29 protein-coding genes are annotated in these 25,836 nt (G+C 66.9%); 20 read left to right on the forward strand and 9 right to left on the reverse strand.

Translation table 11 applies throughout. The features are described from left to right. Positions 1-28: 28 nt before the first annotated feature. Positions 29-1,192 (forward strand): tetratricopeptide repeat protein, encoded by a 1,164-nt coding sequence (locus PO768_RS02425; RefSeq protein WP_171018204.1) that lies wholly within the window; start codon positions 29-31, stop codon positions 1,190-1,192. A gap of 15 nt (positions 1,193-1,207) precedes the next feature. Here the strand turns inward: PO768_RS02425 and PO768_RS02430 are convergent, their stop codons facing one another. Genes PO768_RS02430 through PO768_RS02440 form a run of 3 tightly spaced genes read right to left on the reverse strand, consistent with a single transcriptional unit; the run spans position 1,208 to position 3,758 of the window. Then, entirely contained in the window at positions 1,208-1,543 is a 336-nt protein-coding gene (locus PO768_RS02430; RefSeq protein ID WP_272644748.1) for a YkgJ family cysteine cluster protein, read from the reverse strand. Between the two features lie 9 nt (positions 1,544-1,552). After that, positions 1,553-2,998: a serine/threonine protein kinase gene (locus tag PO768_RS02435; RefSeq protein WP_272644749.1), complete on the reverse strand. Its 1,446-nt coding sequence runs from the start codon at positions 2,996-2,998 to the stop codon at positions 1,553-1,555. 4 nt (positions 2,999-3,002) lie between these two features. Next, on the reverse strand, positions 3,003-3,758 hold the full coding sequence (locus PO768_RS02440; RefSeq protein ID WP_137942366.1) for a metallophosphoesterase family protein: 756 nt from the start codon (positions 3,756-3,758) through the stop codon (positions 3,003-3,005). A gap of 93 nt (positions 3,759-3,851) precedes the next feature. Between PO768_RS02440 and PO768_RS02445 the strand changes: the two genes are divergently transcribed. Further along, on the forward strand, positions 3,852-4,667 hold the full coding sequence (locus PO768_RS02445; RefSeq protein ID WP_272644750.1) for a substrate-binding periplasmic protein: 816 nt from the start codon (positions 3,852-3,854) through the stop codon (positions 4,665-4,667). 3 nt (positions 4,668-4,670) lie between these two features. Here PO768_RS02445 and argF read toward each other — a convergent pair whose 3' ends face one another. After that, on the reverse strand, positions 4,671-5,633 hold the full coding sequence (gene argF, locus PO768_RS02450) for an ornithine carbamoyltransferase (protein ID WP_137942367.1): 963 nt from the start codon (positions 5,631-5,633) through the stop codon (positions 4,671-4,673). Then, positions 5,630-6,832 (reverse strand): aspartate aminotransferase family protein, encoded by a 1,203-nt coding sequence (locus tag PO768_RS02455; protein WP_272644751.1) that lies wholly within the window; start codon positions 6,830-6,832, stop codon positions 5,630-5,632. Before PO768_RS02455 ends, argF begins: the two co-directional genes overlap by 4 nt. Before the next feature lie 256 nt (positions 6,833-7,088). On the opposite strand from PO768_RS02455, the gene PO768_RS02460 reads away from it, so the two are divergent. The 3 genes from PO768_RS02460 (at position 7,089) to PO768_RS02470 (ending at position 9,535) form a co-directional block, all read left to right on the forward strand. Beyond that, positions 7,089-7,418, forward strand: a complete 330-nt coding sequence (locus PO768_RS02460; RefSeq protein WP_137942369.1) for a DUF3579 domain-containing protein — start codon at positions 7,089-7,091, stop codon at positions 7,416-7,418. A 318-nt stretch (positions 7,419-7,736) separates the two neighbouring features. Beyond that, positions 7,737-8,732, forward strand: coding sequence for a M14 family zinc carboxypeptidase (locus PO768_RS02465; RefSeq protein WP_272644752.1), 996 nt, complete (start codon positions 7,737-7,739; stop codon positions 8,730-8,732). Beyond that, entirely contained in the window at positions 8,729-9,535 is an 807-nt protein-coding gene (locus PO768_RS02470; RefSeq protein ID WP_272644753.1) for an alpha/beta fold hydrolase, read from the forward strand. The genes PO768_RS02465 and PO768_RS02470 overlap by 4 nt, the downstream gene beginning before the upstream one ends. A 74-nt stretch (positions 9,536-9,609) precedes the next feature. Here PO768_RS02470 and rpsT read toward each other — a convergent pair whose 3' ends face one another. Further along, positions 9,610-9,906 (reverse strand): 30S ribosomal protein S20, encoded by a 297-nt coding sequence (gene rpsT / locus PO768_RS02475; RefSeq protein WP_272644754.1) that lies wholly within the window; start codon positions 9,904-9,906, stop codon positions 9,610-9,612. A gap of 152 nt (positions 9,907-10,058) precedes the next feature. Here rpsT and murJ point away from each other — a divergent pair, with 152 nt between their 5' ends. From murJ to PO768_RS02515, 8 genes are all read left to right on the forward strand, one after another. After that, positions 10,059-11,621: a murein biosynthesis integral membrane protein MurJ gene (gene murJ / locus PO768_RS02480; protein WP_272644755.1), complete on the forward strand. Its 1,563-nt coding sequence runs from the start codon at positions 10,059-10,061 to the stop codon at positions 11,619-11,621. A gap of 10 nt (positions 11,622-11,631) precedes the next feature. Continuing rightward, positions 11,632-12,486 (forward strand): SirB1 family protein, encoded by an 855-nt coding sequence (locus tag PO768_RS02485; protein WP_272644756.1) that lies wholly within the window; start codon positions 11,632-11,634, stop codon positions 12,484-12,486. A gap of 80 nt (positions 12,487-12,566) precedes the next feature. Continuing rightward, positions 12,567-13,247, forward strand: coding sequence for a DnaA regulatory inactivator Hda (gene hda / locus PO768_RS02490; RefSeq protein ID WP_272644757.1), 681 nt, complete (start codon positions 12,567-12,569; stop codon positions 13,245-13,247). Further along, positions 13,244-13,912, forward strand: a complete 669-nt coding sequence (locus PO768_RS02495) for an HAD family hydrolase (RefSeq protein WP_272644758.1) — start codon at positions 13,244-13,246, stop codon at positions 13,910-13,912. The genes hda and PO768_RS02495 overlap by 4 nt, the downstream gene beginning before the upstream one ends. Further along, a complete protein-coding gene (gene pcnB, locus PO768_RS02500) occupies positions 13,909-15,471 on the forward strand; it encodes a polynucleotide adenylyltransferase PcnB (RefSeq protein ID WP_272644759.1) in 1,563 nt (520 codons plus the stop codon). Before PO768_RS02495 ends, pcnB begins: the two co-directional genes overlap by 4 nt. A gap of 20 nt (positions 15,472-15,491) precedes the next feature. Further along, entirely contained in the window at positions 15,492-15,971 is a 480-nt protein-coding gene (folK, locus tag PO768_RS02505; RefSeq protein WP_272644760.1) for a 2-amino-4-hydroxy-6-hydroxymethyldihydropteridine diphosphokinase, read from the forward strand. 133 nt (positions 15,972-16,104) lie between these two features. Further along, entirely contained in the window at positions 16,105-16,752 is a 648-nt protein-coding gene (locus PO768_RS02510) for a DUF47 domain-containing protein (RefSeq protein ID WP_137942379.1), read from the forward strand. A 15-nt stretch (positions 16,753-16,767) separates the two neighbouring features. Further along, entirely contained in the window at positions 16,768-17,778 is a 1,011-nt protein-coding gene (locus tag PO768_RS02515) for an inorganic phosphate transporter (RefSeq protein WP_137942380.1), read from the forward strand. A gap of 56 nt (positions 17,779-17,834) precedes the next feature. Here the strand turns inward: PO768_RS02515 and PO768_RS02520 are convergent, their stop codons facing one another. Together PO768_RS02520 and PO768_RS02525 are read right to left on the reverse strand one after the other, a co-directional pair. Next, a complete protein-coding gene (locus tag PO768_RS02520) occupies positions 17,835-18,266 on the reverse strand; it encodes an NINE protein (RefSeq protein WP_272644761.1) in 432 nt (143 codons plus the stop codon). Further along, positions 18,263-18,820 carry a GNAT family N-acetyltransferase gene (locus tag PO768_RS02525; RefSeq protein WP_137942382.1) on the reverse strand — a complete coding sequence of 186 codons (558 nt, stop codon included), beginning with the start codon at positions 18,818-18,820 and terminating at the stop codon, positions 18,263-18,265. Before PO768_RS02525 ends, PO768_RS02520 begins: the two co-directional genes overlap by 4 nt. Positions 18,821-19,053: 233 nt before the next feature. Here PO768_RS02525 and rpsP point away from each other — a divergent pair, with 233 nt between their 5' ends. The 6 genes from rpsP (at position 19,054) to PO768_RS02555 (ending at position 23,117) form a co-directional block, all read left to right on the forward strand. Beyond that, on the forward strand, positions 19,054-19,320 hold the full coding sequence (gene rpsP / locus PO768_RS02530; RefSeq protein ID WP_137942383.1) for a 30S ribosomal protein S16: 267 nt from the start codon (positions 19,054-19,056) through the stop codon (positions 19,318-19,320). A gap of 17 nt (positions 19,321-19,337) precedes the next feature. Beyond that, positions 19,338-19,958 (forward strand): ribosome maturation factor RimM, encoded by a 621-nt coding sequence (gene rimM, locus PO768_RS02535; protein ID WP_272644762.1) that lies wholly within the window; start codon positions 19,338-19,340, stop codon positions 19,956-19,958. 27 nt (positions 19,959-19,985) lie between these two features. Next, positions 19,986-20,765 (forward strand): tRNA (guanosine(37)-N1)-methyltransferase TrmD, encoded by a 780-nt coding sequence (gene trmD, locus PO768_RS02540; protein WP_272644763.1) that lies wholly within the window; start codon positions 19,986-19,988, stop codon positions 20,763-20,765. A gap of 142 nt (positions 20,766-20,907) precedes the next feature. Next, the gene (rplS, locus tag PO768_RS02545) at positions 20,908-21,261 is read left to right on the forward strand and encodes a 50S ribosomal protein L19 (protein ID WP_089417256.1); all 354 of its coding nucleotides are present in this window, start codon (positions 20,908-20,910) and stop codon (positions 21,259-21,261) included. A 128-nt stretch (positions 21,262-21,389) separates the two neighbouring features. Continuing rightward, a complete protein-coding gene (locus PO768_RS02550) occupies positions 21,390-22,085 on the forward strand; it encodes a CoA pyrophosphatase (RefSeq protein WP_272644764.1) in 696 nt (231 codons plus the stop codon). 42 nt (positions 22,086-22,127) lie between these two features. Further along, positions 22,128-23,117 (forward strand): CobD/CbiB family protein, encoded by a 990-nt coding sequence (locus tag PO768_RS02555; protein WP_272644765.1) that lies wholly within the window; start codon positions 22,128-22,130, stop codon positions 23,115-23,117. A gap of 108 nt (positions 23,118-23,225) precedes the next feature. Here PO768_RS02555 and PO768_RS02560 read toward each other — a convergent pair whose 3' ends face one another. Further along, positions 23,226-24,122, reverse strand: a complete 897-nt coding sequence (locus PO768_RS02560; RefSeq protein WP_272644766.1) for a Tim44 domain-containing protein — start codon at positions 24,120-24,122, stop codon at positions 23,226-23,228. 175 nt (positions 24,123-24,297) lie between these two features. Here PO768_RS02560 and PO768_RS02565 point away from each other — a divergent pair, with 175 nt between their 5' ends. Beyond that, positions 24,298-25,830: a methyl-accepting chemotaxis protein gene (locus PO768_RS02565; protein WP_272644767.1), complete on the forward strand. Its 1,533-nt coding sequence runs from the start codon at positions 24,298-24,300 to the stop codon at positions 25,828-25,830. Positions 25,831-25,836: the final 6 nt, after the last annotated feature.

The following is a 25,836-nucleotide window of genomic DNA, read 5'->3' on the forward strand; positions in this document are numbered from 1 at the left end:
CGGCGCCATGTTCGCAGGAGACAGCACCATGAAACCCCTGGCCGTTCTCTGGCTCGCACTCGGGTTTGCTGCACTGACCGGTTGTGCCAGCGCGCCGCCCGCGCCGCAGCCGCAGCGCCTGTTTGACGATGCCTTGTTCGCGCCGGCGCCTGCCTCGCTGGGCGCCGAGGCCCTGTTCAAGCTCAGCCCCGAGATGCAACGCTATCTGGACCATGAGATCGCCCAGCAGGCCCGCCGCGAAGGCAGCCGCCAGGGCCTGATCGATGCGCTCTACAACAAGAGCAAGCTGCAGCTGGAGTACGACGCCAGCATCACCCGCAGTGCCGCCGAGGCTTTCGAGGCGCGCCGCGGCAACTGCCTGTCCCTGGTGCTGATGACCTCGGCATTCGCCAAGGCGCTGGGCCTGCCGGTGCGCTACCAAAGCGTCTACGTCGAGGAGTTGTGGAGCCGCAGCGGTGATCTCTATTTCCTCAGCGGCCACATCAATCTGAGCCTGGGCCGGCCCGTCTACGAGCGCAGCGCGCGGACCTTCGAGGCCGAGCTGCTGGTCATCGACTTCCTGCCGGCCGACCAGCTGCGCGGCCAGCGCAGCCGTGTGATCGATGAGAGCACGGTGATCGCGATGTATATGAACAACCGCGCGGCCGAGCTGCTGCAGCAGGGCCGCACCGACGAGGCCTACTGGTGGGCGCGTGGCGCGATGACCCAGGATCCGCGCTTCATCGCCGCTTACAACACGCTGGGCGTGATCTACCGCCGCCATGGCCATGCCGAGCGGGCCGAGCAGGTGTTTCGCACCGTCCTGGCCGAGGAACCGGCCAATGCCCAGACCCTGTCCAATCTGATCCTGGTGCTGAAGGACAGGGGCCGGCGCGAGGAGGCCGAACTGCTGAGCGCCAAGCTGCGCGACATCCAGCCCAATCCGCCGTTCAAGTACTTCGACGAGGGCGTGGTGGCCATGCGGGCCGGCGACTTCAAAGCCGCGAAGAAACTCTTCACCCGCGAGATCGAGCGCTCGGCCTATTTCCACGAGTTTCATTTCTGGCTGGCCCTGGCCAACTACGGCCTGGGCGAGCTCGGCGAAGCGCGCAAGCATCTGGCGCTGGCGCGCGACAACAGCGCCACCGTCAAGGACCGTCAGATGTATGCGGCTAAGCTGGAGAGCCTGCGCAATGTCAGACTGGTGCAGTAGCGGCCGAGGGCGTGGCTACAGCGGCGCGAGGCCGTGGCGGGCCCGCGCCCGCGCACAGGCCTCGTCGCCGATGCCCATCGGTGCGCGCAGGCCGAACTCGCGGCAGGGGCCGGGCCGCCATTCGTAGATACCGCAGCTGGCCTTGATGCCCACCGTGCCGACCAGCGCCGCGCAGCGCGGCCGGGCATGATCGGTGCCGCGCATGCGGCTGAGGTTGGGGTTGAGATCCACCGCCAGCCCGTCGGGTACGCAGCCGCCCTCGCTTTGCAGCTCTTCGCGGGCGAAATCGACCCGGAAGCTGGCGCAGCAGGCGCCGCAGGCGATGCAGGGATTGGCGGGAGGCGCAGACATGGCCCGATTTTAGGAGGCGCGCACCACCGTCACGCTGCACTCCGCCTCGGCCACCACCTGGGCCGAGACGCTGCCCAGATAGCGGCGCAGCGCCGAGCTGCCGCTGGCCCCCATCACCAGATGGTCGACCCGGGCCTTGGCGGCGAACTCGATCAGGGCCTGGGCCGCATCGGGCGCCTCCAGCACATGGAAGGTCAATCGCCCATCCTCCAGCGCCAGCGCGCGGCTGATCGGGCGGGCCCAGTGCTTCAAGGCGATCAGCTGTTTGACATGCAGGCTCTGGCCGGCCTTGTCGGTCAGCTCGTCCATGCCGATGCGGGCCGTCTTCATCACGCTGACGCAGGCCAGCCGCGCACCCGGCTCGGCCTGCACCAGGCGCCGCACCGTCTCCTGCAACTGGGCCAGCAGGGCGGGGGTGGCGGCCTCGGTGTCGACCGCCGCCATGATGATGGGACTGCGCGCCACCTGCTCGTCAACACTGGCCGCAGGCGAGGGCTCGGCGCCCAGCGCAAAAAACCAGCGCTTGAAGGTCTTGACCACCGAGCTGGTTTGCAGGCGCTCGGCGCGGCGTGTCAGCGCGATGCCCTCGGGTCGCTGCAGATCCAGCGCGAGCTGGGCCGCGCTCTGGTAGCGGCGCTCGGCCTTGACCTCCAGGCAGTGCAGGATCAGTTCCTGCAGCCAGGGCGGGATCTCGGCGCGCAGCGCGCGCGGCGGCACCGGATCGATGTACAGGCGCCGACGCAGGCCACGCACCGACGAGGGCTGGCCGAAGGGCCGCTCGCCGGTGGCCAGGTGGTAGAGCATCACGCCCAGCGCGAACAGATCGCTGCGCGGGTCGTTGCGGACGAACTGCACCTGCTCGGGCGACATATAGGGGCCGGTGCCCATGGGCAGCTCGAACTCCTCTTCCAGCAGATCGGGCAGCTGGCTGTGGCGCGACAGGCCGAAATCCACCAGCACGGCCACGCCGTCCGGGCGGAACATGATGTTGCTGGGCTTGATGTCCAGATGCACCACATGCTGGCGGTGCAGGGCATGCAGGGCGGTGGCCACCTTGATGCCGATGTCCACCACCTCGTCCAGCGGCAGCGGTGCATCGTCCAGCCGTGGCCGCAGCGAGGGGCCGTCGATGCGCTCCATCACGATATAGGCCTGGCGCGTCCAGTCGCCGCGTGCGATGTAACGCGGCACATGCGGGCCCTTCAATGCCGGCATCAGCATCTGCTCGACCTCGAAGCCGACGATGGTGGCCGGGTCCTCGCCGCCCTTGATGCGTGGCAGCTTCATGATCAGCGGCAGGCCGTCGCCGGGCTCGACGCGGGTCACGGCCCAGAGATTGGCCATGCCGCCCTGGTGCAGGTGCTCGTCCAGGCGGAAGCCATCGAGCACCAGCCCTGGCACCAGCGGGCCGGGCAGGGGCAGGTCTTGCGTGCTGTGGGGAGCGCCGTCGCTCATCGGTCTACTCGCCCTGGCTCAGCCGCGCGGCCAGGCGCTCGGCCACGGCCTCGGGCAGGCCGGAGCTGCGGATGCGGGCGGCGGCGGCCTCGACGTCATAGGGCACGCGCTGGAAGCTCAGCAGGCCGGTCTCGGTGTCGAAGCAGGCATAGCAGGCCTCGGGATTGCCATCGCGCGGCTGGCCGCAGGAGCCCGGGATGATCAGCCACTGGCGATGGCTCAGCAGCGGGATCTCGACGCCCGGCACCGGGCAGAAGTCGCCGGCCTTGCCGGTGCCCGACAGGTGGTAGAGCATGGGCTCGTGCATATGGCCGCAGAAAGTGTAGGCGCGGTCGGTGGCCTGCAGGCTGCGCATCGCCTCGGCACGGCCCTGGATGTATTCGAAGCCCTCGGGCGCGAAGGCATTGGCATGGACGAACAGGCAGTCGCCCCGGCTGGCCGTCATCGGCAGCTCGGCCAGGAAGCGCAGCTGCTCGGTGCTCAGCTGTTCGCGGGTCCAGGCGGCAGCGGCGCGGGCATCCTCGCGCATGGTCGGCAGCGCGCCATGGACGACCGCGCTGTCGTGGTTGCCCATCACCGCCGGCGCGCCCTGATCGACCAGTTCGCGCACCCGGTCCAGCACCCAGCCGGGGTCGCCGCCATAGCCGACATAGTCACCCAGAAAAGCGTGGCCGTCGCAGCCCTGGGCCTGGGCATGGGCCAGCACGGCCGTCAGGGCTTCTCGATTGGCATGCAGGTCGGTGATCAGCGCAAGTTTCATGGGCGCATCATGCTACAGGGGGCTGACGGCAGGCTGAGCTATGCTGGCTGCTCTGCATCTGCCGCCGCGGATCACTCGTCAAAGGGTTGGGTGATGATTGAGAGTCTTGGGCGCCTGCTGCGCCGGATCGTGTTGTGGCCCATGGCTTTGGGCCTGTCGACGCCTTCGCTGGCCGACTGCTCGCGCGCCATGCAGGTGCCGGCGGCACCGGTCGGCCTGAGCATGATCGTCTCGGACGAGGGCATCGGCGGGGTCTATCACGAGGTGCTGAGCGGTATCACCGGCTGCAGCTTCCTGTTTACTCCGGTGCCGCGGGCCCGACTGGAGGCCATGTTCGAGAATGGCCGTGCCGATCTGCTGATACCGGCGGCCCGCACGCCGCGCCGCGACGAGTTCGGATATTTTGTGCCGCTGATCTATGCACGCGCCACGCTGATCTCGCTGAACGCGGAACGCGCGCCGGTGCGCAGCCTGCAGGAGCTGCGCGAGCGCAAGGAGCTGCGGGTCGCGCTGGTGCGCGGCTTCGATTACGGCGAAGCCTACCAGGCCTTGATCAGGGATCTGCGTGCCCAGGGGCGGCTTTTTCTCGATGTAGACCCGGTCTCGGTGGGGCGCATGCTGCAGGCCGGTCTGGCCGACATCACCATCATGGCGCCGTCCATCCTGGTCGGGGCCTTGCTGGCCGATGCCCGCTTCAAGCCGCTGATCGAGCGGCTGCGCTACGAGCCGGTCGATGAGCTGCCCTGGGTCGACAGCGGTGCCTACATCTCCAAGACCTCGGTCAGCGAGCAGGACCGTGCGGTGCTGCGCGAGGCCCTGGAGAAGGCTTCGCGCAGCGGCATCGTCTGGAAGACCTTCCAGCGCTACTACCCGGTCGGCAGCCTGGCCGACAGCATCAAGCCGCGCTGAGTCTCAGCCGATGCGGCCCAGCAGCAGGTACTCCATCAGGGCCTTCTGCACATGCATGCGGTTCTCGGCTTCTTCCCAGACCACCGACTGCGGACCGTCGATCACATCGGCCGCGACCTCCTCGCCGCGATGCGCCGGCAGGCAGTGCATGAAGAGCGCATCGGGCTTGGCGACGGCCATCATCTCGGCATCGACGCACCAGTCGGCAAAGGCGGCGCGGCGGGCCTCGTTCTCGGCCTCGTAACCCATGCTGGTCCAGACATCGGTGGTCACCAGATCGGCGCCGCGGCAGGCGTCCATCGGGTCCTTGAAGACCTTGTAGCAGTCGGTGTTCTTGATGCCGGCCACGACCGGGTCGACCTCGTAGCCGCCCGGCGTGCTGACATGGACCGTGAAGCCCAGGATCTCGGCCGCCTGCAGCCAAGTGTTGGCCATATTGTTGCCGTCGCCAACCCAGGCCACTACCCGGCCCTTCAGGCAGTCGACATCGACGACGCCGCGGTGGTTCATGCCGCGCGCTTCGATGAAGGTGAACAGATCGGCCAGGATCTGGCAGGGGTGGTACTCGTTGGTCAGGCCGTTGATGACCGGTACCCGCGAGTGGGCCGCGAAGCGCTCGATCTTGGTCTGCTCGTAGGTGCGAATCATCACCAGATCGACCATGCGGCTGATCACGCGGGCGCTGTCCTCGATAGGCTCGGCCCGGCCCAGCTGGCTGTCGCCGGTGGTCAGGTGCACCACCGAGCCGCCCATCTGGTACATGCCGGCCTCGAAGCTGACCCGGGTACGGGTGCTGGCCTTCTCGAAGATCATCGCCAGCGTGCGGTCCTGCAGCGGCTGGTAGCGCTCGTAGTTCTTGAAGCGCCGCTTGATCAGTGCGGCGCGTTCGAACAGATAGACATACTCCTCGGCCCGGAAGTCCTTGAACTGCAGGTAGTGGCGCATCAAGCTCATCCCCGGCTTCATGGCTGGGCCAGGAAAGCTTTGATCAGCGGGCAGAGCAGGGCGACGATCTGCGCCGCCTCGGCCTCGCTGAGGATCAGCGCCGGCACCAGGCGCACCACCTTGTCGGCGGTCACGCTGATCAGCAGGCCGGCTTCGAGGGCCTGGCCCAGCAGCACGCCGCAGGGGCGCGACAGCTCGATGCCCAGCATCAGGCCCTGGCCGCGGATCTCGACCACGCCGGCCACGCCGGCCAGTTCGCGCTCCAGCCCGGCCTTCAGCGCCGCGCCGACGGTGGCCGCATTGGCCAGCAGGCCTTCCTCTTCCATGATGCGCAGGGTCTCGACCCCGGCGCGCATGGCCAGCGGATTGCCGCCGAAGGTCGTGCCGTGATTGCCCGGTTGCAGCACCTTGGCCGCACGTGGCCCGCAGACCACGGCGCCGATCGGCACGCCCGAGCCCAGACCCTTGGCCAGCGGCATCACATCCGGCTGGATGCCGGCCCATTGGTGGGCAAACCACTTGCCGGTGCGGCCGATGCCGCATTGCACCTCGTCCAGCATCAAGAGGATGTCGTGCTGGTCGCAGAGCTTGCGCAGCGCCTGCAGGAACTCGATGCGGGCGGGATTGATGCCGCCTTCGCCCTGGATGGTTTCCAGGAAGATCGCGGTGACGTTGGGGTGCGCCTGCAGCGCGGCTTCCAGCGCCGGGATATTGTTCAGCGGCACCCGCACAAAACCCTCGACCAGCGGGCCGAAGCCGGCCTGCACCTTGGGGTTGGCGGTGGCGGACAGCGTCGCGATTGAGCGGCCGTGGAAAGCACCTTCGAAGACGATGCATTCCGGGCGGCTGTTGCCGCGGTCATGGCCGAACTTGCGGGCGATCTTCAGCGCCGCCTCATTGGCTTCCAGGCCGCTGTTGCAGAAGAAGGCATTGCTCAGGCCCGACAGCTCGCAGAGCTTGGCGGCCAGCTGTTCCTGCAGCGGCACATGGTAGTAGTTGCTGGTGTGGATCAGCTTGGCAACTTGCTCCTGCAGCGCCGGCACCAGTTTCGGATGAGCATGACCCAGGGTGTTGACCGCGATGCCGCCCAGCCCGTCCAGATATCGTCGGCCGTTGACGTCCCAGACCCAGCAGCCCTGGCCGTGCGACAGCGCAACGGGCAGGCGGCCATAGGTTTGCATGACATGCGGCTCGGACGGTACGGCAGGCACAGCGTTCATCAACTCTCCGGATCGGTGGTGGGTGTTGGGAAAGGCAGGGGCGGTCTGGCCGCCCCTGTGCACAATTCTAAGGGGGCTGTTTCGCGCAGCCATCGCTTTGTGCGCAGAACTGCCGCCCTTGGTGCGGCCTGCAAGCCCCCGTCTTGCTGCGGCGCAACACATCCGAGGCACAATAGCGCTCTTGCCGCGAGTCGCGGCAGACCGGGCCGCCGCAGCCATCTCCTCGGTGCCTGGGTTTGAACCCCTTGTCAGACGCATGAGCCAGTCCCCCAAACCGCGCGAAGTCTTTATTCAGGGCCTGACTCTGGACGGACGCACGTTTCGCCCCAGCGACTGGGCCGAGCGGCTGGCCGGCGCCATGTCCTGCTTTCGGCCCGGCGGCTCGCGCGGCGGCCCGGGTGCCCACATCGGCTACTCGCCTTACTGTGTGCCGCGCGTGATCAACGGCATCAAATGCGTGATCGTCAATGAAGAGCTGAAGGCGCTGGAGCCTATGGCCTGGGATTTTGTGATGAACTTCGCGCGTGATAACCAGTTGCAAGTGGCTGAGGCCTGCCTGCTGCCCGACAAGCCACCGGCCGGCTGAGCAACGCGGCCTATCGCTGGCGCAAGTGCCGAGAACGCCACAGGGCCAGCAACTCAATCAAACCCCATAAACAGGCACTGGCCAGTGCAAGCGCGGGACGAAGCTTCAGAGAGTGGCTGGGTGTCATCGCAACAGGGGACGGGTTTTCGTGCTGTTCACGCTACGCACACTTGATGTCTATCGTGTGACGGGATGTAATCGTGCTGGGTATATCGAGGCCGCAACTGCGGCGTCTATGCTTCAGGTCCTCACCAATTGGAAGCCCGGGTGTCCAGCACACAGGCCGTAGAGCCGTCCCCCTTGATCGAATTGCTGGAAATGGAACGCCTTGTCGAGCAGGGCGCGCCTTATCTGCAGCAGCGCCAGCTTTGCGATGTCGAAGTGGCGGGCCGACGGCTTCCTGTGCTGGCTTTTTGCCTCGGCAACCCCGATCCGGATGTGCCGGCCATCGGCATTTTTGGCGGCGTGCATGGCTTGGAGCGCATCGGTGCCGAGGTCGTGATGGCTTATCTGGGCAGCCTGGTCGCACGCTTGCGCTGGGATTCGACCCTGCATCGCCAGCTTGAGTCGCTGCGCATGGTGTTCATGCCCATGGTCAATCCCGGCGGCGTCTGGCGCGGCACGCGGGCCAACCCCCAAGGTGTCGATCTGATGCGCAATGCGCCGGTCGAGGCCAGCGGCGGCGCGCCTTTCATGCTGGGTGGCCAGCGCATCAGTGCCAATCTGCCCTGGTATCGGGGCGCGGCCGGCGCGCCGATGCAGCTCGAGAGCGAGGCCTTGTGCGCGCTGGTGCGGCAGGAGTTGCTGAGCCACCGCTTCGCGATCAGCGTTGACTGCCATTCGGGCTTCGGCCTGAGCGACCGTATCTGGTTTCCCTTTGCCCATACCGCCGTGCCGATCGAGCATCTGCCCGAGATCCATGCCTTGGCCGAGATCCTGGATCAGACCCATGTTCAGCACCGTTATGTATTCGAGCCGCAGAGCCGGCAGTACCTGACCCATGGCGATCTCTGGGACCATCTGTATCTGCAGGCCTGCGAGCGGCCCGAGTGCATGCTGCTGCCGCTGACTCTGGAGATGGGCTCCTGGCTGTGGGTCAAGAAGAATCCGCGCCAGATGTTCTCGCGCCAAGGCATGTTCAACCCGCTGATCGGCCATCGCCAGCAGCGGGTGCTGCGCCGGCATATGAGCTGGCTGGATTTCGTGTCGCGGGCCGCCAGCGGTGCCGAGCGCTGGCTGCCCCGGCCCGAGCAGCGCGCCGAGCAGCGCGAGCGTGCGTTGACGCGCTGGTACCGGCGCGGGAGGGTGTCATGAGCGAGCCTGTGACCTGGGTGCTGCTGCGTGGACTGACCCGCGAGGCCGGCCATTGGGGCACCTTCCCGGCGGTGTTCACCCAGGAAATCACCGCCCAGCAACCGGGCGCCCGGGTCATGACCCTGGACCTGCCCGGCAACGGTGCGCTGTACCGCGAGGCCAGCCCCAGCCGTGTGCCGGATATGGTGGAGGCCTGTCGGGCCGAGCTGGCGCGTCGCGGGCAGACCGGGCCGGTGCATCTCCTGGCCATGTCGCTGGGCGCGATGGTGGCATGCGACTGGGCCTCGCGCTATCCGGACGAGGTCGGCGGCACGGTGCTGATCAACACCAGCCTGCGTCCCTACAGCCCCTTCTTCCATCGCCTGCGTCCGGCCAATTACTGGAAGCTGCTGGCCCTGGGCCTGCTGCGGCTGGGGGTGCGCTGGCGCGAGGCGAGGGTGCTGAAAATGACCTCGCGCATGGTGACCGAGCCCCAGCCGGTGCTGGAGTCCTGGGTGGCGCTGCAGCGCCAGCATCCGGTAGGGATGCGCAATGGCGTGCGCCAGTTGCTGGCGGCGATGCGCTATCGCGCCAGCCGTGGCCGGCCGCATGCGCCGATGCTGCTGCTGTGCAGCCAGGCGGACACCCTGGTCGACTGGCGCTGCTCGCAGTCCCTCAGCCGTGCCTGGGGGGTGCCGCTGCGTCTGCATACCCAGGCCGGCCATGATCTGCCGCTCGATGACCCGCCCTGGGTGGCGCGTGCGGTGTCGGACTGGCTGCGCGCGCGGCAGATGCATGCGAGCGCAGGTCTGGGCCGGACATGAAAAAGCCCGCTGAAGCGAGCCGGACATGAAAAAGCCCGCCGAAGCGGGCTTTTGCTTTGCACCAGATCTGGTTTTCAGGCGGCCAGCGCCTTGATCTTGGCGGACAGGCGGCTCTTGTGGCGAGCTGCCTTGTTCTTGTGGAAGATGCCCTTGTCGGCGACCGAGTCGATCACGTTCTGGGCGGTCTTGAAGAGCTCAGCGGCCTTGGTCTTGTCGCCAGCGATCACAGCCTTTTGCACGTTCTTGATGACCGTGCGGAATTTGGAGCGCAGCGCCGTGTTGGCGGCGTTCAGCTTCACGTCCTGACGAGCGCGCTTGCGGCCCGATGCCAGACGGACGGTTTTCTTTTTGGCTTTGGAAGAGCTTGCCATGTTGTGTATCTACCCAGATGGTGCAAAGACCGCGAGTGTAGCACTTTTGTGAAAGCTGTGGCAAAGACTCTGTGCCGATATCGAGGCGGGTGCTGCAGCGCAGCGCGGATAATGCGCCGGCTTCGGCCCCTCCACACGCTCTGTAACCCTTCATGAATCTGCTGCGCGCTGCTTCCACGATCTCCGTTTTGACCCTGTTGTCGCGCATCACGGGCCTGGTGCGTGAGCAGTTGGTGGCCGCGCTGTTCGGCGCCTCCAGCCTGACCGATGCCTTCCAGGTCGCGTTCCGGATCCCGAACATGCTGCGGCGGCTGTTTGCCGAGGGGGCATTTTCCCAGGCTTTCGTGCCCATCCTGGCGCGCACCCGCGCGGCCGACGGGGATGAGGCGACGCACAGCCTGATCGATGCCGTGGCCACGGTGCTGCTCTGGGCGCTGATCGTGGTCTGCGTGCTGGGCGTCGTCGGTGCGCCGCTGCTGATCTGGCTGCTCGGTGCCGGGCTGCCGGCCGATGGGCGCGAGGCCGCCATCGTGATGACGCGCTGGATGTTTCCCTATATCGGCTGCATGTCCCTGGTCGCGCTGTCGGCCGGCATCCTGAATACCTGGCGGCGCTTCGTCGTGCCGGCGGCCACGCCGGTGCTGCTGAATCTGTCGGTGATCGCCTGTGCCTGGCTGCTGCTGCCCAAGATGGAGGCCTGGGGCTGGCGGCCCATCTATGCGCTGGCGATCGGCGTGATGGTCGGCGGCGTGTTGCAGCTGCTGGTGCAGATTCCGGCGTTGCGCCGCATCGGCGCGCTGCCGCGCCTGGGCTGGTCGCCGGCGCGCCTGCGGACGGCCTGGCACCATCCCGGCGTCAGGGGTGTGCTGGGTGCGATGGGGCCGGCCCTGCTGGGTGTCGGCGTGGCCCAGCTGTCCCTGGTCATCAATCTGCAGATCGCCATCTTTGTCGGCGCCGGTGCGGCGTCCTGGCTGACCTATGCCGACCGGCTGATGGAATTTCCCACCGCCTTGCTGGGCGTGGCGCTGGGTGCGGTGCTGACGCCGCAGCTGTCGGCGGCCCAGGGGCGTGGCGAAGCGGCAGCCTATTCGGCGATGCTGGACTGGGGGCTGCGCATGGTGGTGGTGCTGGCCCTGCCTTGTGCGGTGGCCTTGCTGGTGTTTGCCGAGCCCATGGTGGCCGTGCTCTATCACCGCGGCGCCTTCACCGCGCTCGATGTGGGCCAGACCAGCACGGCGGTGATGGGCTATGGCGCCGGCCTGATGGGTCTGGTCGCGATCAAGGTGCTGGCGCCCGGCTTCTATGCCAAGCAGGACATGCGCACGCCGGTGCGCATCGCGGTGATCGTGCTGGTGCTGACCCAGCTGATGAATGCCGCGCTGGTGCCGCTGCTGGGCGTGGCCGGGCTGGCCCTGTCTATCGGTCTGGGCGCGTTGGTCAATGCAGGCTGGCTGCTGCGTGGCCTGGTGAAGCTGGGCAGCTACACGCCGTCACCCGGCTGGCTGGGTTTTGGCCTGCGGGTGCTGCTGGCCAGTGCGCTGATGGGGGGCTTGCAGTATCTGATCGCCACCCGGCTGGACTGGATCGCGCTGGGCGAGCGTGAACTGCTGCGTGCCTTGCTGATGGCGGCCAGCCTGGCGGTATCGGCCCTGCTGTACTTCGGTGTGCTGGCCCTGTGCGGGCTGAATCTGCGCCAGTTTGCCCGTCGTGCATAAACTCGGATTCATGACGCTGTCCCGACATTGGCAAGCCCCCTCGGCCCTGGAACATTTCGCCACCTTGGTGGCCGATGCCGGGGAACTGAATCTGCTGGAGGCGGCGGCCTGCATAGCCCAGGACGAGCACCCGGGCCTGGACGTGCAGGCCGTGCTGGCCGAGGTCGACGCGCTGGCCGAGCGCCTGCGCCGGCGGTTGCCGGACGACGCCGCGCCCAGCCACCGGCTGCTCTTGCTGAACCGCTATTTCCATGACGAGCTGGGCTTTGCCGGCAATGTCAACGACTACTACGCCCCGGGCAACAGCTTCATCCACCAGGTGCTCGCGACCCGGCGCGGCATACCGGTTGCGCTGGCCGTCATCTATATGGAGCTGGCTGGCCAGATCGGGTTGCGCGCCAACGGCATCGGCTTCCCCGGCCATTTTCTGGTCGGCCTGCACCTGCCGAAGGGCGAGGTGGTGCTGGACCCCTTCACCTGCCGCTCGCTGTCGCGCGAGGCGCTCGAGGAGGCATTGCTGCCTTACCGAGGGGCTGCTGCCGAGCCGCCGCTGGAGTTTTTTCTGCAGGCGCTAGGCCCGCGCCAGTTGCTGGCGCGCATGCTGCGCAATCTGAAGGAGATCCACCGCAGCGCGGCCGACTGGCCACGTTTGCTAGCGGTGCAGCAGCGCCTGGTGCTGCTCTTGCCCGAGGAGCCGCTGGAGCTGCGTGACCGGGCCCTGGTGCTGGAGGCGCTGCAACACTGGAGTGGTGCGGCCGCCGATCTGGAGCGCTACCTGAGCCTGCGCCCAGATGCGGCCGACCGGGCCGAGCAGCGCCAGCGCCTGCAGGCCTTGCGTGCCAGGGGCGAGCCGCCGCTGCACTGATGACGGCCCGTAGAATCGCGGCCAATTTGGAAATCCCGGGCGCGTGGTGTTACACCGGTTGAGAGGGTGTTGGTTTGGTTTTGAAACAGATTCCGCTGTCGCTGGGCCCGGAGCCGGTTTACAGCTTTGACAATTTCCTGCCGGGTGGCAATGCCGCCGCGCTGACTCATTTGCTGAGCCTGGGCGCGGGCGCGCCGCCGGTCTTCCTGTGGGGCGCCCCGGGCAGCGGCAAGACCCATGCGCTGCGCGCGCTGGCCCAGCGCTGGCAGGCTGCAGGCGCCCAGGTGGGCTGGTACGACGCCGACACCGTGCTGCCCTGGGAGTTGCCCAGCCAGCCAAGCCTCTTGCTGATGGATGACTGCCAGCGTTTTGACGCCGGCCAGCAGCACGCCGCCTTCCAGCTCTTCGTCGAGGCGGCCACTCATGGCCTGGCGGTGGTGGCCACCGGCACCGCGCCACCGGTGGACCTGGTCTTGCGCGAGGATTTGCGCACCCGGCTCGGCTGGGGCCCGACCTTCGCGCTGCAACCGCTGTCCGAGCTGGAGGTGAGGGCGGCGCTGCGTCGCGAAGCCGATCGGCGCGGCATCTTCCTGTCGGACGAGGTGATGGACTATCTGCTGACCCGCTTCGCCCGTGACCTCAAGCACCTGATGGGCCTGCTGGACCGTCTCGATGAATTCGCCCTGTCGGCCAAGCGCGCGGTCACCGTGCCGCTGCTGCGCCAGATGCTGGCCGATCAAACCCCTTCTTCCCAATCATGAATCTGACACTTTTCGATCTGGACGGAACCCTGATTCCGAACGACTCCGACCACGCTTTCGGCGGCTTCATGGTCGACATCGGTTGGGCCGACGGCGAGGCCTGGCGGGCCCGCAATGACGAGTTCTACGCCCAGTACCAGGCCGGCCGGCTGGACCTGGATGAGTACATCGAGTTCTCGACCTCGGTGTGGCGCGCACGGCCGCTGGCCGAGGCCTTGGCCGCGCGCGAACGCTTCATGGCCGAGGTGATGGCCTCGCAGCTGTTGCCGCAGGCGCGGGCCTTGGTGCGCCGGCATCAGGAGGCCGGCGATCTTGTGGCCATCGTCACCGCCACCAATGAGTTCGTCACCGCGCCGATCGCCGAGGCCTTCGGCGTCGAACACCTGATCGCGGTCGATCTGCAGCGCGAGGACGACGGGCGCTTCAGTGGCCTGGTCCGGGGCGTGCCGTCCTTCCAGGCCGGCAAGATCACACGGGTCGAGCAATGGCTGGCCGGCTTGGGGCGACAATGGCAGGATTTCGAGCAGATCCACTTCTACAGCGATTCGGTCAACGATCTGCCCTTGCTTGAGCGCGTCAGCCACCCGGTGGCGACGAATCCGACGCCGGCGCTGGAAGCGATTGCCGGCCAGCGTGGCTGGCCTCTTTTGAAACTCTTCGCATGATCAAGAAATTCATCGACAAGCTGCTGGGCAAGCCTTCGGCCAAGGCTCCGGCCAAGAGCGCACCGGGCTCGGTGCTGGGCAAACGGGTCGAGGTGCAGGTGGCGGATCACGGCATCGATCCGAGCTTGCTGGACGAGCGCGCGGTGCGCGTCGTGCAGACCCTCACGGATGCGGGTTTCGAGGCCTATATCGTCGGCGGCGCGGTGCGCGATCTGCTGCTGGGTATGCGTCCCAAGGACTTCGACGTCGCGACCAATGCCACGCCCGAGGAGGTCAAGGGCCTGTTCCGGCGTGCCTTTATCATCGGCCGGCGCTTTCGCATCGTCCATGTGGTTTACGGCCGTGGCCGCGAGCATGAGGTGATCGAGGTCTCGACTTTCCGCGCCCTGCTGGCCAATGAGAGCGCCGAGCAGGTCAGCGGCAACGAGAAGACCTCCAAGAGCGAGCTCGCCGGCAAGTCCCATGTGGTGGACGCCGAGGGTCGGGTCTTGCGCGACAACGTCTGGGGCCCCCAGGTCGAGGACGCCGCGCGCCGCGACTTCACCGTCAACGCGCTGTATTACGACCCGCAGCGCCAACTGGTGGTCGACTACCACGGCGGCCTGGCCGATGCGAAGAAGCGCGTGCTGCGCATGATTGGCGACCCGGAGGCGCGCTATCGCGAAGACCCGGTGCGCATCATCCGTGCGGTGCGCTTCGCGGCCAAGCTGGGCTTCGAGCTGGAGCCCAAGACGCGTGCGCCGGTCAAGGCCTGCGCGGCGCTGCTGGCCAATGTGCCGGCCTCGCGCCTGTTCGACGAGATGATCAAGCTCTTGCAGACCGGTCATTCGCTGGCCAGCCTGGAGCAACTGCGCAAGCAGGGCTTGGCGCGCGGCGTCTTCCCTATCTTGGACGCGATGCTCAACGAGCAGGGCGAGTTGTACGAGGGCGTGCGCGGCACGTTTGTGCGCCAGGCCTTCGAGGACACCGATCTGCGCGTGCGCGAGGGCCGTGGCGTGTCGCCCAGCTTCATGCTGGCCTGCATGCTGTGGCACGAGGTGCTGGAGCGCTGGACCCGCATCCGCGAGGAGGGCGAGGCGACCGTGCCGGCGCTGGCCCAGGCCATCGATGCGGTGTTTGATGCCCGCATTGGCGACATCTCGGGTCGCGGCAAGCTGGCCACCGATATGCGCGAGATCTGGATGATGCAGCCGCGCTTCGAGCGCCGCAGCGGCAGCGGGGTCTACACCCTGGTCGAGCAGCCGCGCTACCGCGCCGGCTTCGACTTCCTGCGCCTGCGCGCCGATGCCGGCGAGACCGATGCGGCCCTGGCCGACTGGTGGGAAGACTTTGCGCTGGGCAGCGACGACGAGCGCGCTGCCTTGCTGGACGAGGCGCGCGAGGCCGACAAGCAGCGCCGTGGCGGCGCCAAGGTGCACCAGCTGCCCCGCAAGACCGCGTCGCCCAAGCCGGCGACCCTGCCGGCCGATGGCAGCGAGCCGGTCTCGCTGGATGGCGGCCCGGCCAAGAAGCGCCGCCGGCGCCGCAAGCCGGCTGCCAAAGCGGCTGCTGCTGAATGACACTGGCTGGGCCGGCCCGTGTGTCAGCTTTTATCGGGCTGGGCGCGAATCTGGGCGATACGGCCCGGACCCTGGCCTTGGCCCTCGAGGCCTTGGCGGCCTTGCCCGACACCGAGTTGCTGGCGGTCTCCAGCCTGTATCGGAGTGCGCCGGTGGATGCCAGCGGCCCGGACTATCTGAACGCTGCGGCCAGGCTCGATACGGCGCTCCCGCCCGAGGAACTGCTGCGCCGTCTGCAGGCCATCGAGCTGGCCCATGGCCGCGAGCGGCCTATTGTCAATGCCTCGCGCACCCTGGATCTGGACCTGCTGCTCTACGCCGACGAGCAGATCCGCAGCGAGCATTTGTGCGTGCCGCATCCGCGTCTGCACCAGCGCGCCTTCGTGCTGCTGCCGTTGCTGGAGATCGCCCCTGATTTGACGGCCCCGGGTCTGGGTGTCTTGCAGCCCCACTTGGCCGCTGTTTCCGGCCAGCGCGTGGAGCGTCTGCCCGGCGACTGAACCGGCCGGCGCCGGTTTGTGCGCTGCTCGCCGTTACACTCCTGCCTTTGCCGCTTGTGACGCGGTGATGAATTTTTTGTGACATTGCGTTGTCCATGTGCTCATGCGCAGGGCGGCGGCGCAAGGAGAACTCATGCTGTTTGGCAAGCTGCTGCCCCGCGAGGGCAATTTTTTTGAGCTGTTCAATGAACACGGGGATCAGATCGTCGAGGGCGCGCGCGCCTTCATGCTGATGATCCAGAACTACAACGACCTGAATCTGCGCGAGAAATACGCCGCCGAGGTCGACAAGGCCGAGCATCATGCCGACCGCGTCACCGCCGAGGTCAACCGCCTGCTGCACCGCACTTTCATCACGCCGATCGATCGCGAGCAGATCCACGGCCTGATCAATGCGATGGACGATATCCTGGACCTGCTGCAGGACTCGACCGAGACCATGTCGCTGTATGACGTGCGCTCAATCCCCGAAGAAGTGTTGCGCCTGGGTGAGTTGAGTGCCAAGTGCTGCGAGCGGGTGCAGTACGCCGTGTCGCTGCTGCCCAAGCTGAGCCAGCCGCAGACGGCCGAGGCCGCGATCAAGACCTGCGAGGAGATCGACAAGCTGGAGTCGGACGCCGACCGCGTGATGCGCTCGGCCATGTCCAAGCTGTTCCGCGAGCAGGAAGATGTGCGCGAGCTGATCAAGCTGAAGGCGATCTATGAGCAGCTCGAGTCGATCTCCGACCGCTGCGAGGATGTGGCCAACCTGATCGAGGGCATCGTCCTCGAGAATTCCTGAGCGCGCGAGCCTGTCATGGAATCAATGCAGGTCGCCTTTTGGGTCGTCGCCATGCTGGTCATCCTGGCCGTGGCGTTCGACTTCATGAATGGCTTTCACGATGCTGCCAACTCGATCGCCACGGTGGTGTCCACCGGCGTGCTCAAGCCCCAGCATGCGGTCTTGTTCGCGGCCTTCTTCAACTTCGTCGCCGTCTTCGTTTTCCACTACGCGGTCGCCAAGACCGTGGGCAAGGGCATTGTCGAGCCGGGCATCGTGGACCACCATGTGGTCTTCGGTGCGCTGATCGGCGCCATTGTGTGGAACGTGGTCACCTGGTACTACGGCATCCCGTCGAGCTCTTCGCATGCGCTGATCGGCGGCATCGTCGGTGCGGTGATTGCCAAGGCTGGCACCGGGGCGCTGATCGCCACCGGCGTGGGCAAGACGGTGCTCTTCATCTTTGTCTCGCCGCTGCTGGGCTTCATGCTGGGCTCGCTGATGATGGTGGTGGTGGCGCATCTGTTCAAGCGTGCCTCGCCGCTGCGGGTGGACAAATGGTTTCGCCGCCTGCAACTGGTGTCCGCCGGGCTCTACAGCCTGGGCCACGGCGGCAACGATGCGCAGAAGACCATCGGCCTGATCTGGATGCTGCTGGTGGCCTCGGGTTATCTGGCCGCCACGGAAACCTCGCCGCCGGGCTGGGTGGTGTGGATCTGCTACATCGCCATCGGTGTGGGCACCATGTTCGGCGGCTGGCGCATCGTCAAGACCATGGGTCAGAAGATCACCAAGCTCAAGCCGGTGGGCGGCTTCTGCGCGGAGACCGGCGGCGCGCTGACGCTGTTCCTGGCAACGGCACTGGGCATCCCGGTCTCGACCACCCACACCATCACCGGCGCCATCGTCGGCGTGGGCTCGGTGCAGCGCATGTCGGCGGTGCGCTGGGGCGTGGCCGGCAATATCGTCTGGGCCTGGATCTTCACGATACCGGCCTCGGCCTTTGTGGCCGGCATCTGCTACTGGTTGAGCTTCACCTTGTTCTGACTGGCAGGGTACTTTGATAGAGAAACGGGCCTGAGGGCCCGTTTCTTCTGGTCGGGTCACTGCGGTGTCTCAACCTGGCTCTCGAAATACCGTTGTGCGCTGAAGGCGATGGTCGTCATCAGGCTGGTGCCGCCGAGCAGCACGCAGGCCACGACGCCGATCACCGGGCCCCAGCCGGTGGCGCGTGGCGCGGCACCGGGGTTGTGCCCGGCGTCCCACTTTTCGTCGGGGGTCAGGCCGTAGACGATGCCGCAGATCATCGCGTTGACCAGCATCAGGCCCAGCAAGGGCATCAGCAGCCAGCTCAGGCGGTCGTCCTGGCCGAGCTGATCCATGCGCTGCAGGCCGTACAGCCCCAGCAGGGTCGGTAGCGGGTGTAGCCAGGCCAGGCGATCACCGAAGCCGTGCAGATAGAAGCGATGCAGGCCGAAGCTGCCCAGCAGCAGGGCCAGCCAGGTGGCCAGGGTCTTGGATTTGTAGGGCGTCACTGAGGCTCCGGGCTGCTCTGGTCACCCTGGCCGAGCTGGCGCTGCATCATCACCACGTCCAGCCAGCGGCCGAACTTCCAGCCCGCACTTTTCAGCACGCCGCTGTGCTCGAAGCCCAGCGCGCTGTGCACACCGATCGAGCCCTTGTTTTCCGAGTCGCCGATGACGGCCAGCATCTGGCGCGCGCCGGCGGCCTCGCAGCGGGCGATCAGCTCGGCCAGCAGCAAGCGGCCCAGGCCCTTGCCCTGATGGCCCGGGCGCAGATAGATCGAGTCCTCCAGGCAGAAGCGGTAGGCCATGCGCGGGCGGAAATAGTTGGCATAGGCATAGCCAAGCACCAGGCCATCCTGCTCGACGACCAGCCAGGGCAGGCTGCGGCTGAGCACCTCGGTGCGGCGGCGCCGCATCTCGGCCAGGTCGGGCACCTCGGTTTCGAAGGTACCGGTGCCTTGCAGCACGGCCACTTCATAGATCTCGCGAATGGCCGGCAGATCGGCCTCGGTGCTGGGGCGTATCAGCAAGCCGGCGGCCGCTTGGGAGTTTTCTGATTGCATATGGGCTATTTGTTGGAAACCAGAGTTTATAATGCTGGGTTCTGGCGACGGTCGGGTGCAGCGATGGTGTTCTCTCAGGGGGCGCCTTGATGTGGTCGGCGTATCTACGGCGCTGGTGTCGAAATCAATGCGGCGGACTGTGGTCCCGGGTATTCCGGGGCATGGACCGTCAAACGATCTGCTCGCCCTGAGTGTCTCCTCGTGCGGTTGGTCACTAAATCTTAGGAAACATCATGGTTGTGATTCGTCTGGCTCGCGGCGGCTCCAAGAAGCGCCCTTTCTACAACATCGTCGTGGCTAACAGCCAACAGCGCCGTGACGGCCGCTTCATCGAGCGCGTGGGTTTCTACAACCCCGTCGCCTCCGGTGCTGCCGAGCCGCTGCGCGTGGCCGTGGACCGCGTCAACTACTGGGTCGGTGTCGGCGCCCAGCTGTCGCCCACCGTCGCCCGTCTGGTCGACCAGGCCAAGAAGGCCACCCCGGCTGCCGTCGCGGCCTGAGTGAGTGAATGAGCATGGTGTCCGAGACCTCTCGCGCATCCGCCGCCGGCTCCAACGAGCTGGCCTGGCCGGATGACGCCATCGAGATCGGGCGCGTGCTCGACGCCTGGGGTGTCAAAGGCTGGATCAAGGTCCTGGCCTACTCCAATGACCCCCAGGCCCTGTTTTCCTCTCGGCGCTGGTGTCTGAAACCAAGCGAAGAGAACAACAAGCCGGCTGCAGCAGTGGCCGCCAAGGCCCGCGCCCTGCCGCCGGTGTTGAAGGTGCTGTCCGTGCGCGAGCATGGCGACGGCATCGTTGCCAATGTCCAGGATGTCAGCGATCGCAGCGGCGCCGAAGCGCTGCGCGGTGCGCGCATCTTTGTCTCGCGCTCGACCTTTCCGAAGGTTGATACCGACGAATACTACTGGGTCGATCTGATCGGCCTGACGGTCGTCAATCGCGCCGGCGAGACCCTGGGTGTGGTGGCCGATCTGATCGACGCCGGCCCGCACAGCGTGCTGCGCATCACGCCGCCCGGCCTGACTCCGCCGATCAAGCCCGACCAGGAGCGTCTGGTGCCTTTTGTCTCGGCCTTTGTCGATGACGTGAATCTGGACCAGCGCCGTATCACGGTCGACTGGGGCCTGGATTACTGAGCCCCGCAAGCCCTGCGGCGGCGCGCGATGCGCTTTGACCTGATCACCCTGTTTCCCGAGCTGTTCGGGCCGCATCTGAGCAGCGGCGTGACGCGCCGCGCCTTCGAAAGCGGGCAGGTCGATGTCCGGCTCTGGCAGCTGCGCGATTTCGCCGACGACAACTATCGCCGCGTCGATGACCGTCCCTATGGTGGTGGTCCGGGCATGGTGATGCTGGTCGAGCCGCTGGAGCGCGCGCTGGCGGCGGTCAAGGCGCAACGTCAGGCGCAGGGGGGTGAGGCGGCGCCGGCGGTGATCCACTTCAGCCCGACCGGTCGACGCATCGACCAAGCCCTGATGCAGGAGTTGGCCCAAGGGCAGGGCGGTGTCTTGCTGTGCGGCCGCTATGAAGGCATCGATCAACGCTTCCTGGACCGTCATGTGACGCTGGAGCTGAGCCTGGGCGACTTCGTGTTGTCCGGCGGCGAGTTGCCCGCGCTGGCCTTGCTTGATGGCATTGCCCGTCTGCAGGACGGAGTGCTCAACGACGCGGCCTCGCACCAGCAGGACAGTTTTTCCGACGGTCTGCTGGACTGTCCCCACTACAGCCGGCCCGAGGTCCTGCGCGGGCTGGAGGGGCAGGTCGAGGATCTGCCGGTGCCGGCGGTGCTGATGTCGGGTCACCATGCGCAGATCAAGCGCTGGCGGCGCGAGCGCTCGCTGGCAATCACCCAGCAACGGCGCCCGGATCTGATCGTCGCGGCGCGCGCCGCCGGGCGCCTGAGCCGCAGCGACGAGGCTTTTCTGAAGCGTCTGGCACGCGCCTAGCTGCGAACTATCCGAAAACGGTTATACTCGTAGGCTTTTCGATCCTCTGATGGGCGATTCACCGGCCACTCGGCCTGTGCGGCGCGAACACCATGTTGGTGATTTGACGACCTTGGCGCCATCATGATCACAGGAGAAATCAATGGACTTGATCCAAACCCTTGAGCAAGAAGAAATTGCTCGTCTGAACAAGACCATCCCCGCGTTCGCCCCCGGCGACACGGTGATCGTCAGCGTGAACGTCGTTGAAGGCACGCGCAAGCGCGTGCAGGCTTACGAAGGCGTCGTGATTGCCAAGCGCAACCGCGGCCTGAACAGCAGCTTCATCGTGCGCAAGATCTCCAGCGGCGAGGGCGTTGAGCGTACCTTCCAGCTGTACAGCCCGCTGATCGCGTCGATCGAAGTCAAGCGTCGTGGCGATGTGCGCCGCGCCAAGCTGTACTACCTGCGCCAGCGCTCGGGCAAGTCGGCTCGTATCAAGGAGAAATTGGCCTAAGCCAATTTCCGCCGAAGTTAATGGCCCGGCACGGGCCGTTAACGCAGGCAGAAGCTGGCTTAATTGCCTGGCTCCTGCAGCAAAGCCGCCTCCGGGCGGCTTTGTCATTTGCGCTCTATGCTTTGACGATGTCCCGCCCGCCCATCCTGAATCCCCAGTTGGTACCCGTGACGGGCGTCGACGCCCATCTGCCGGCGGTCGATGCTTCGGCGCTGACGCCGCAAGCGCTGCGCCAGCGCTTTGCGATGCCGCCGACCTGGCAAGCCGAGCTGCCCGGCGATGGCGGCATTTTTGCGTCGCGCACGCCGGCCTCGGCGGCGGTGCTGCTGCCGCTGGTGATGCACGAGCAGGGGCTGACGCTGCTGCTGACCCGCCGCACCGCCCATCTGCGCGAGCACGCCGGTCAGATCAGCTTCCCGGGCGGCCGGGTCGAGCCCGAGGATGGCAGCGCGGTGGCCACCGCCTTGCGCGAGACCGAGGAGGAGATCGGCCTGGCGCGCGAGCACATCGAGATCATCGGTGAGCTGCCGATCTACACGACGGTGACGGCCTTCCAGGTCACGCCGGTGGTCGCGCTGGTGCGGCCCGGCTTCGAACTCACGCTCGACGCGTTCGAGGTGGCCGAGGCCTTCGAGGTGCCGCTGCAGTTTCTGATGACGCCGGCCCATCATCAGCGCCATCTCTTCAGCTTCGAGGGTGGGCAGCGTCAGTTCCTGTCCATGCCCTGGCGTGGCCCCGACAGCACAGGCCAGACGCACGACTATTTCATCTGGGGCGCCACAGCGGCGATGTTGCGCAATCTCTATCGCTTGCTGATCGCCTGATCCGGGCTTGAGGCGCACCATCCGCCGCTATCATCCCGGGCCATGAACTTCTTTGCGGTCTTGTTCGCGCTGATCTGCGAACAGCTCAAGCCCTTGCCCCATGGCAACCGGGTCCATCACACCATCATTGCCTGGGTCCGCTGGACCGGTCGCAACTTCGACGCGGGACGCGACCACCACGCCGGCGTGGTCTGGGCCATCACCGTGCTCGGTCCGGCCGTGCTCACCGCGCTGATCTATATCGCGCTGAGCCACTTCAGCGTGCTGCTGGCGCTGGCCTTCAACGTGCTGATGCTCTACCTGACCCTGGGCTTCCGGCAGTTCAGCCATTACTTCACCGACATCCGCGACGCGCTGGAGCGTGGCGACGAGCTGGAGGCGCGCCGCCTGCTGGCCGAATGGCGCCATCTGGACGCCAGCGAGCTGCCGCGCACCGAGCTGCTGCGCCATGCGATCGAGCACTCGCTGCTGGCCGCGCATCGCCATGTGTTCGGCGTGTTCTTCTGGTTCGTCGTGCTGTCGACGGTGGCGCTGGGGCCGGCCGGCGCGGTGCTCTACCGCATGGCCGAGTTCGCCAGCCGCTACTGGGCCTTCAAGAGCCGAACCCTGGATGCGCCGACCAATGAGCGCCTCATGCAGCTGTCGCGCCAGCTGTTCGGCTGGGTCGACTACCTGCCGGCGCGCCTGACCGCCACCGGCTTTGCCATCGTCGGCAATTTCGAGGAGGCGGTGAACGGCTGGCGTCGCGATGCCAAGCTCTGGCTGCATCCCAACGAGGGCATCATCCTGGCCTCGGCCGCCGGCGCTCTGGGCGTGCAGCTGGGCGGCTCGGCCGCGCCGGGCATCACGCCCGACCGCAGCAAGACTTTCGAGGCCGGCAGCGATGCCGAGGCCACCCGCGCCGATGGCTCGACGCCCGGCCAGCTGCCGCAGCTGGGCCATCTGCAAAGCGTGGTCGGCCTAGTCTGGCGCTCGGTCGTGCTGTGGATGCTGCTGCTGGCCCTGCTGACGCTGGCCAATCTGGTCGGCTGATCGGTCGATCAGAAGAGGCGGCAAAAGAAAACCGCCTCGTCCCGTGGCCATCATCGGCCAGGGTCTCGAGGCGGCGCCCGAATTGCTTCGGGTCGGTGCGGGTCTGTATCAGGCCATCGCTTGAATGCCCGCGATCGCCCATTCACGGCTCTCGTCCAGCGGACGCACCAGATGCCAGACCTCATCGAAGGGCTGGGCGGCGGCCTCGCTCTGCTCGCGGATCAGGCCCGAGAAACGCACGCTGACGATCTGCTCGCCGCGCTCCTCGACCCGCTCGACCACCTGGGCCTGCAGCTCCAGCACATCGGTGCGCTGCGTGCCCTTGCGATCCAGTAGTTCCTGCTGGATCGAGGCATACATCTCGGGCGTTGTGAAGCGGCGCAGATCGTTCTGGTCGCCGGCGTCATTGGCCGCCTGCATGCGGATGAAGACGCGCTTGGCGATCTGCTCGAAACCGCTGGTGTCGAAATCCGAAACCGGCGCAGCGGCAACCGGGGCCGAACCGCCGGCCGGCATCGCCATCGGCGCGGGCATCAGCGGTGCCGGGGCCTGGCCAAAGGGCGCGCCAGCGCCGGCAAACTGCAGGCCTTGCGACGCAGCCTTCTTGGCAGCCATGCGGCGCATCACGAAGCCGATCACCACCATCACCACCAGGCCCAGCAGCACCATGGTCATGATATTGGCCAGGGCCTCGCCGAAGCCGAAATGGCTGGCCAGCGCGGCCAGACCCAGGCCGGCTGCCAGACCGGCCACCGGGCCCATCCACGAGCGCTTGGGCGCGGCAGCGGCGCCGGCGGTCGCACCCGCTGTCGGTGCTGCGGCCTGCTGCGGCGCCGCATTCTGTTGCTGGGCTGGCGCGTTTTGCGGCGGCGTCGCCGGCTTGGCCGGCTGGGTCGGCACGCTGCGCTTCATGCCACCACCACCCAGGCGCTTGGCCTGCACGTCGGCGGCCACCAGGCTGAGGCTCAGTGCGGCGATAACGGTGCACAAGGCAAGTGATTTCACGCAATATCTCCTGTAGAAACGGTTTGTAGCTGGGGGCTTGGTGCGTTGTTTCAAGTCCGGCCCCCGGAAGCAGGGGTCCAGTATGCCTTGCGGCGGCCGATAATCATCACAGGGATGGCCGCTGGGCGCGACAGCAAAACCAAACTACGCGCGTCCGGTCCAGAAGGTCCACGCCATGAATGCGATCAGCATACGCGCCCGGCTCGCTGCCCTGGTGGCCCTGATGCTTTTCTTGCTGGCGGCTTCGGTGGGCAACAGCCTGCTGCGCCTGCATGAGGCCAACCAGCGGCTTGGCGCCACCTACCATGACCGGGTGGTGCCGCTGAAGCAGCTCAAGCTGGTGGCCGATGCCTATGCGGTGGGCTATGTGGACGCGGCCCACAAGATGCGCGACGGCGCGCTGTCCCCGCCGGCCACCGTCAAGACCATCGAGGACAACCACCAGATCATCGTCAAGAACTGGAAGGCCTATACCGCGACCCGGCTGACGGCCGAGGAGGCCGAGCTGGTGCGCAAAGCCGAGGCCAGCATGAAGCTCGCCGATGTGGCCGGCCAGCGTCTGCTGGCTCTGGCACGCGCGGGCGACAAGCCCGGCATGGCGGCCTATGCCGCCGAGCAGATGTATCCGGCCATCGATCCGGTGGCCGAGATCCTGCTGGCACTGACCGAGCTGCAGCTCAAGGTGGCCGAGTCCGACTACGAGGCCAGCCAGCAGGCCTTCAACACGATGATCTGGCGCAGCCTGCTGATCTTTGCGCTGGTGCTGAGCGCCGCCGCCTGGGGCGCCTGGCTGATCGTGCGCTCGATCACCCGGCCGCTGTCGGCCGCAGTGCAGGTGGCCACCGCCGTGGCCGGCGGCGATCTGCGCACCCAGATCGAGGTCGAGGGCAAGGATGAGACCGCCCAACTGATGAGCGCGTTGAAGACCATGAATACCAGCCTGCTGGCCATGGTCTCCCAGGTGCGCGACTGCGCCGAATCGATCACCAGCGGTTCGTCCGAGATCGCCCGTGGCAGCATGGACCTGAGCCAGCGCACCGAAGAGCAGGCCAGCAGCCTGGAGGAGACGGCGGCCTCGATGGAGCAGCTGACCTCGACCGTCAAGCAGAACTCCAGCACCGCCGCCGAAGCCAGCCGGCTGGCCGACAGCGCCTCGGCCGTGGCCCAGCGCGGTGGCGCGGCGGTGCAGGGCGTGGTGCAGACCATGGAGGGCATCAGCGAGCAGTCGCGCAAGATCGGCGACATCATCGGTGTGATCGACGGCATCGCCTTCCAGACCAATATCCTGGCGCTGAATGCGGCCGTCGAAGCCGCGCGGGCCGGCGAGCAGGGCCGCGGCTTCGCGGTCGTGGCCGGCGAGGTGCGCACGCTGGCCGGCCGCTCGGCCGATGCGGCCAAGGAGATCAAGCAGCTGATCTCGGCCAGCGCCGCGCGCGTCGAGGCCGGCTCGGCCCAGGTGCAGGACGCCGGCCGCACCATGACCGATCTGCTGGCCCAGGTGCAGAGCGTCACGACGCTGATCTCCGAGATCAGCATGGCCAGCAAGGAGCAGAGCCAGGGCATCGACCAGGTCAGCGATGCGGTGATGCAGATGGACCAGGTGACCCAGCAGAACGCGGCCCTGGTCGAGGAATCGGCCGCCGCTGCCGAGAGTCTGCGGCTGCAGGCCGAGAGCCTGGGTCAGGCGGTCGCGGTGTTCAAGACCTGAACCGGC

The organism is Paucibacter sp. XJ19-41 (assembly GCF_028462495.1).
Classification (GTDB): Bacteria; Pseudomonadota; Gammaproteobacteria; order Burkholderiales; family Burkholderiaceae_C; genus Roseateles_E.

Excerpts from the sequence above, each read along its gene's own strand:
- PO768_RS02455 (WP_272644751.1), bottom strand. The coding sequence starts at position 6,832 with ATGAACGCTGTGCCTGCCGTACCGTCCGAGCCGCATGTCATGCAAACC.
- PO768_RS02515 (WP_137942380.1), top strand. The coding sequence starts at position 16,768 with ATGGAATCAATGCAGGTCGCCTTTTGGGTCGTCGCCATGCTGGTCATC.
- murJ (WP_272644755.1), top strand. The coding sequence starts at position 10,059 with ATGAATCTGCTGCGCGCTGCTTCCACGATCTCCGTTTTGACCCTGTTG.
- PO768_RS02525 (WP_137942382.1), bottom strand. The coding sequence starts at position 18,820 with ATGCAATCAGAAAACTCCCAAGCGGCCGCCGGCTTGCTGATACGCCCC.
- rplS (WP_089417256.1), top strand. The coding sequence starts at position 20,908 with ATGGACTTGATCCAAACCCTTGAGCAAGAAGAAATTGCTCGTCTGAAC.
- PO768_RS02435 (WP_272644749.1), bottom strand. The coding sequence starts at position 2,998 with ATGAGCGACGGCGCTCCCCACAGCACGCAAGACCTGCCCCTGCCCGGC.
- PO768_RS02485 (WP_272644756.1), top strand. The coding sequence starts at position 11,632 with ATGACGCTGTCCCGACATTGGCAAGCCCCCTCGGCCCTGGAACATTTC.
- rpsT (WP_272644754.1), bottom strand. The coding sequence starts at position 9,906 with ATGGCAAGCTCTTCCAAAGCCAAAAAGAAAACCGTCCGTCTGGCATCG.
- PO768_RS02440 (WP_137942366.1), bottom strand. The coding sequence starts at position 3,758 with ATGAAACTTGCGCTGATCACCGACCTGCATGCCAATCGAGAAGCCCTG.
- trmD (WP_272644763.1), top strand. The coding sequence starts at position 19,986 with ATGCGCTTTGACCTGATCACCCTGTTTCCCGAGCTGTTCGGGCCGCAT.
- PO768_RS02555 (WP_272644765.1), top strand. The coding sequence starts at position 22,128 with ATGAACTTCTTTGCGGTCTTGTTCGCGCTGATCTGCGAACAGCTCAAG.
- PO768_RS02430 (WP_272644748.1), bottom strand. The coding sequence starts at position 1,543 with ATGTCTGCGCCTCCCGCCAATCCCTGCATCGCCTGCGGCGCCTGCTGC.
- PO768_RS02445 (WP_272644750.1), top strand. The coding sequence starts at position 3,852 with ATGATTGAGAGTCTTGGGCGCCTGCTGCGCCGGATCGTGTTGTGGCCC.
- PO768_RS02510 (WP_137942379.1), top strand. The coding sequence starts at position 16,105 with ATGCTGTTTGGCAAGCTGCTGCCCCGCGAGGGCAATTTTTTTGAGCTG.
- PO768_RS02425 (WP_171018204.1), top strand. The coding sequence starts at position 29 with ATGAAACCCCTGGCCGTTCTCTGGCTCGCACTCGGGTTTGCTGCACTG.
- argF (WP_137942367.1), bottom strand. The coding sequence starts at position 5,633 with ATGAAGCCGGGGATGAGCTTGATGCGCCACTACCTGCAGTTCAAGGAC.
- PO768_RS02465 (WP_272644752.1), top strand. The coding sequence starts at position 7,737 with ATGGAACGCCTTGTCGAGCAGGGCGCGCCTTATCTGCAGCAGCGCCAG.
- pcnB (WP_272644759.1), top strand. The coding sequence starts at position 13,909 with ATGATCAAGAAATTCATCGACAAGCTGCTGGGCAAGCCTTCGGCCAAG.
- PO768_RS02550 (WP_272644764.1), top strand. The coding sequence starts at position 21,390 with ATGTCCCGCCCGCCCATCCTGAATCCCCAGTTGGTACCCGTGACGGGC.
- PO768_RS02495 (WP_272644758.1), top strand. The coding sequence starts at position 13,244 with ATGAATCTGACACTTTTCGATCTGGACGGAACCCTGATTCCGAACGAC.
- PO768_RS02565 (WP_272644767.1), top strand. The coding sequence starts at position 24,298 with ATGAATGCGATCAGCATACGCGCCCGGCTCGCTGCCCTGGTGGCCCTG.
- rpsP (WP_137942383.1), top strand. The coding sequence starts at position 19,054 with ATGGTTGTGATTCGTCTGGCTCGCGGCGGCTCCAAGAAGCGCCCTTTC.
- PO768_RS02460 (WP_137942369.1), top strand. The coding sequence starts at position 7,089 with ATGAGCCAGTCCCCCAAACCGCGCGAAGTCTTTATTCAGGGCCTGACT.
- PO768_RS02470 (WP_272644753.1), top strand. The coding sequence starts at position 8,729 with ATGAGCGAGCCTGTGACCTGGGTGCTGCTGCGTGGACTGACCCGCGAG.